This is a genomic window from Psychrilyobacter sp. (assembly GCF_049671765.1).
In the GTDB taxonomy this organism is placed as follows: Bacteria; Fusobacteriota; Fusobacteriia; order Fusobacteriales; family Fusobacteriaceae; genus Psychrilyobacter.
This window is the reverse complement of record NZ_JBATVM010000250.1, coordinates 1-4,945: the sequence shown is the minus strand read 5'-3', so window position 1 is coordinate 4,945 and position 4,945 is coordinate 1. Positions and strand designations below refer to the sequence as shown.

Below are 4,945 nucleotides of genomic sequence, written 5' to 3'. Positions count from 1 at the left end.
AATTATATAGATTGGAGGTGAAATTTATGCTTATAAAAAATAAATCTGATCCAATTATTCATATTAGGAGTGTACTGGAAAGAAAGGATTTCAATTCAACAGAGAAGGTATTTATGATTGTACTTTTGGCAAAATCTAATACTTTATTGGAATTTTCTCCGACAGAATATTCTAAATATTTAGGTGTTTCTAGAGCTACAATATATAGCTGTATTAATAAACTGTCAAATTTAAAAATTTTAAAAAAACACGAAAAAGGATATAAATATATTGTAGATTGTAAATTACTGTAATTTACCCTTTATTTAAACCCTAAAAACGTCTAGTGAGGTGACACTTTGTCTTCTCATTAGACGTTTTTTCTTATCAGCTGACGTTTTTTAAAATCCCCTCTTAACCCCAATAGTACCAATGGAATTAGAGCTTTATTATTTGCTGAATTTGGATAGTGAAGGTATAATCACAAGGGGAAGCTTTTAGGAGAGCTTAGGAGGAGAGTTAGGAGGTATTTTTGAAAGTAAGGAGTGAAAAAATAATTGAAAATGTACCGTTGAAAGTTGAAAGTGTATAGTTAAAATCAAGAAGAAAAGGTAGTCACGAATGACACTAATGAACACGAAGAAGAGAACAGATAAAAGAAAAAAATGGACACGGAGATACACGAAGGAAAAAAGAGATTCCCAGAGAAAACCTCAGTGAATCTCTAAACTAGATCTCAAAAACTTCTATGCTATAGCAGTAATATGTTTTACATTGGTGTAATTCGTGACAAAAAAATTCTAAAGAGCCTTTCTTTATCTTATTTCTTTGTGATGAAGGTTTAGGTTTTAGATCTGTGGAATCTGTGTCAAAAAAAGAAAATCTTAAAGTCTTCTCCTCTTTTTTTATGGTATAATATTAATACTTAAATTATAAAAAATATAAATAAAAAGGCAGTGTGATTTTATGACCATTCAAGAAAAAATAATTGATTATTTTATGGATAAAAACCCTAAGTTATTATATTTGTTTGGTTCTTATGCAAAAAATATAAATAGAGATGAGAGTGATATAGATATAGCTGTTTTATTAGAAACTTCAATGGAATCTAAAGAAAAATATAAATATAAGATGGAACTAGTAGATCTATTAGAAAAAGAAATAGATTTGATAGATCTATTCGATGCAAATATTATTTTAAAGCATCAAATTGTAACTACAGGAAAGAATTTATTTTGTAGAAGTAATTTGGAAAGAGATGAATTTAAATATGGGGTTATATCTTGTTATTATCAATATAGAGAAGACATAGATATAGTAAAAAAAAGTATTAAAAAGAGGGGATATGTATGGAAGAAGTAATCTTAGTAAAAATAGAATCAATAGAAAAATGTGTGAGAAGAATTGAAGAAAAATTATCTATGGAAAGTTTTGATATGGAAGATTATGATATGCAGGATATAATTGTTTTAAACCTTCAAAGAGCTTGTCAGCAAAGTATAGATCTTGCTATGTTTTTAGTTTCAGAACTAAGTTTAGGAATTCCAAAAGATAGTGTAGGAGCTTTTGGTCTACTCAAAGAAGAAGGTATTATAGATGAAAATATATTTAAATCTATGAAGGGTATGGTAGGATTTAGAAATGTTGCTGTACACCAATATCAGAGAATTGATTATACTATAGTTGAAATAGTGATAAAGGAACATTTAAGAGATTTTAGAGAATATACCAAGAATTTAATAGAAAAATTTATTTAAAAGAGATGATATCTCTTTTTTTTTTGCAAAAAATCTGACCTTCATCTTCTGATGGGATTCTATGAGTATTAAAAACAAGTTTACTTAAAACTTGATTTTAATTATACAAAAAACCTGTAGGTTTTGACACTTTTTTTCTAGTGTCTAGTCTACAGGTTTTTGTATAGTTTAAAATATCCTCTCAATTTAAAAATGTAACTTAGAATATGAGTAAATATATTTTAGCTAAACAGTTTTCTTTGGTGTTCCTAAACTTAAACCTTTTCCTTTTATTGTAAGATCAAGAACTACAGCAAAAACTAAGACAATTCCTTGAACAAGATATTGATAAAATGATGTAATTCCTATAAGATTCATTCCATTAGTAAGAACAGCGACGATAAGAGCACCAACTAAAGTTCCTCCTAGTTTCCCTTCTCCTCCTGAAACGCTAACTCCTCCTAGAAAAATAGCTATAATTACATCAAATTCAAATCCAACTCCAATATTAGGATCTCCAGAAAAAAGTCTAGAAGACATAAGAACTCCACTTATTCCAGCACATAATCCTGTGAGTGTATAGATAATTATTTTAACCTTATTAATATTTATTCCTGACAGTAATGCGGTAGTAACGTTTCCCCCAATTGCATAGGTATACTTTCCTAAGAGAGTTTTGTTTAAAATAATATAAAATACTATAAATGCAATTATCATTATCCATATCATAAGAGACATACCTAAAAATTTTAGATCTATTGCAAAACCATAATTACTAGGTATACCATTAACAATGGGAACACCACTACTGACTATAAATGCCAGTCCTCTAGCGATATACATAGAACCTAAAGTTGCAATTACTGGTGGAATCTTAGTTTTTACAATTAGAATTCCATTAAGAAATCCAAATCCGCCACCACACAACACTCCTATAAGAACTGCCATAAAAACTGGGTATCCAGCAGCAGCTAATTTTGCTGTAATAACACTAGAGAAAGCTAAAACACTTCCAACAGAAAGATCTAATCCTCCTGAAATCATTACAAATGTAGCAGCTACTGCAATAATAACTGTAAGCGAAACTTGTCTTAATATATTTGTCAAATTAATAGGGGACAAAAATTTATCACTGGCAATAGTCATAAAAGCTGCGATTCCTATTAATATTGTTAAAGTTATAAAACTTTGAAGTTTATTTTTATTCAATTTTACCATCTAACTCTCAACTCCCATAGCATAAGATATAATTTTTTCTTCTGTAATTTCTTTTCCTTCTAATTTTGTACATATTTTATTATTTTTCATTACAATTACTTGGTTGCAGAGATTAATAATTTCAATTAGCTCAGAAGATACAAGAATTATAGAGATCCCCTTTGATGTTAAGGAGTGGATAATGTTATATATTTCAGCTTTTGAACCAACATCTATACCTTGGGTAGGTTCATCAAGTAAAATAATATTTGGTGATATTGATAACCATTTTGCTAAAACTACTTTTTGTTGGTTCCCACCACTAAGATTTCCAATAATTTCATCAATATTAGGAGTTTTTATAGATAGTTGTTTGATATATTCATCACACATTTTTTTCTCTTTAGAAGTGTTATAAAATCCAAAACGGTGATCTAACATTGAGTTTAGTAAAGAAAAATTTTCTAATATACTGTGTTTTCCTATAATTCCCTTACTTTTTCTGTCTTCAGGGATATATGCAATTCCATATTCTAAAGACTCCCTTATATGCTTTCTCTTAAGAAGTTTTCCGTTAAGGTGAATATCTCCTTTTAAAATTTTATCAACACCAAATATTGCATTTAAAATTTCTGTTCTTCCTGAACCAACTAGACCAGCAATACCTAATACTTCTCCTTTTCTCAAAGAAAATGTAATATCCGAAATGTTTTCAGTATAAATTTTTTCTAATCTTAAAATTTCTTCTGAAGATGGTGTACTCTTTGGAGGGAAAACTAATGATAATTCTCTACCAACCATTTTATTGCATATCTCATCCATGGTTATTTCGTTAATAAGATGAGTCGAAACATTACTACCGTCTTTTAAAATAGAAATTCTATCCCCAATACTATAAATTTCATTCATTCTATGAGTGATATAGATAATCCCAATACCTTTTTCTTTTAATTTTTTGATTATATTGAAAAGATTAGTAACTTCTTTTTCAGATAACATAGTTGTAGGTTCATCAAAAATAATTAATGAAGCATTTTGAGAAAGTGCTTTTGCAATAATAACTAACTGTTTATTTGCGACACTTAGCTCATTCATATAAATTTGTGGACTACATTCAAGATGAACTTCTTTTAAAAAAGGTAGAACAAAATCAATATTTTTTTGTTTGTTGATAAATCCTTTTTTGGATATTTCTCTCCCTAACGTTATATTTTCTTCAATAGTTAAAAATTCTAAAGTATTTAAATCTTGATGAACAACTGATATCCCTTTATCTATAGCACATTGTGGAGTAAGACTTGTTAATTTTTTACCTTTAAAATGAATAGTTCCACCATCAAGAGGATAGACTCCTGTTAAAGTTTTAATAAGGGTAGATTTTCCAGCACCATTTTCACCCATAATACAGTGGATTTCTCCTTTTTTTACAGATAAATTGACCGAATCTAGTGCTTTTACACCAGGGAATATTTTGGTTATTCCCTGAGCAACCATTAAATTTTCCATAAATTATCTCCTATATTTAAATTTTAAAAGTTCTCTTTTAACCATTTATCTGCATTTTTATCATCAATTAGTGTAAACGGAACAATAACTTCCTTAAATTCAGTTTTCCCATTCATAACATCTTTAAGGACTTTATAAGTTTCCTCAGCCATTAATTTTGGAGAGCCACCAACTTCGATCTTGTAAACATTGTTTGGCATTTTAAGTTTATTAATTGCTGGTTCACTTCCATCTACCCCAGCAACTATAGCTTTTGTAGGACTAGTAATTCCTAGTTGAGTAAAAGCATCTGTTGCAGCTAGTGCAGAATCATCATTAATTCCAAACACAATATTTATATCTGGGTTAGCTTGTAATAGATCTTCTGCAGCTTTTAAAGCTTTCTCTCTTACACCGTATCCATTAACTTTTTGTCTTAATTCTGAATTAGGAAATGTAGTAGTAAATCCTTTTAAAAATCCTTGAACTCTATCATTAACAGCATCAATTCCAACTTGGTCAATTATCCCGATAATTGCTTTTTTAGA

Annotated in this window: 6 protein-coding genes; 3 read left to right on the top strand and 3 right to left on the bottom strand. The window is 28.9% G+C overall.

Annotated features, from left to right (window positions below):
- The 3 genes from WBG30_RS12025 to hepT all read left to right on the top strand — a co-directional run.
- Positions 1–293, top strand: a 293-nt coding sequence (locus tag WBG30_RS12025; RefSeq protein WP_424504902.1) for a hypothetical protein, incomplete at its 5' end; no start/stop codon positions are given.
- A gap of 652 nt (positions 294–945) precedes the next feature.
- Positions 946–1,341 (top strand): type VII toxin-antitoxin system MntA family adenylyltransferase antitoxin, encoded by a 396-nt coding sequence (gene mntA / locus WBG30_RS12020; protein WP_424504901.1) that lies wholly within the window; start codon positions 946–948, stop codon positions 1,339–1,341.
- Positions 1,329–1,736 carry a type VII toxin-antitoxin system HepT family RNase toxin gene (hepT, locus tag WBG30_RS12015; protein WP_424504900.1) on the top strand — a complete coding sequence of 136 codons (408 nt, stop codon included), beginning with the start codon at positions 1,329–1,331 and terminating at the stop codon, positions 1,734–1,736. The genes mntA and hepT overlap by 13 nt, the downstream gene beginning before the upstream one ends.
- A gap of 225 nt (positions 1,737–1,961) precedes the next feature.
- Here the strand turns inward: hepT and WBG30_RS12010 are convergent, their stop codons facing one another.
- The 3 genes from WBG30_RS12010 to WBG30_RS12000 form a co-directional block, all read right to left on the bottom strand.
- Positions 1,962–2,933, bottom strand: coding sequence for an ABC transporter permease (locus WBG30_RS12010; RefSeq protein ID WP_424504899.1), 972 nt, complete (start codon positions 2,931–2,933; stop codon positions 1,962–1,964).
- Positions 2,934–4,418: a sugar ABC transporter ATP-binding protein gene (locus tag WBG30_RS12005; protein WP_424504898.1), complete on the bottom strand. Its 1,485-nt coding sequence runs from the start codon at positions 4,416–4,418 to the stop codon at positions 2,934–2,936.
- 23 nt (positions 4,419–4,441) lie between these two features.
- On the bottom strand, positions 4,442–4,945 hold a 504-nt coding region (locus WBG30_RS12000), incomplete at its 5' end, for a substrate-binding domain-containing protein (protein ID WP_424504897.1).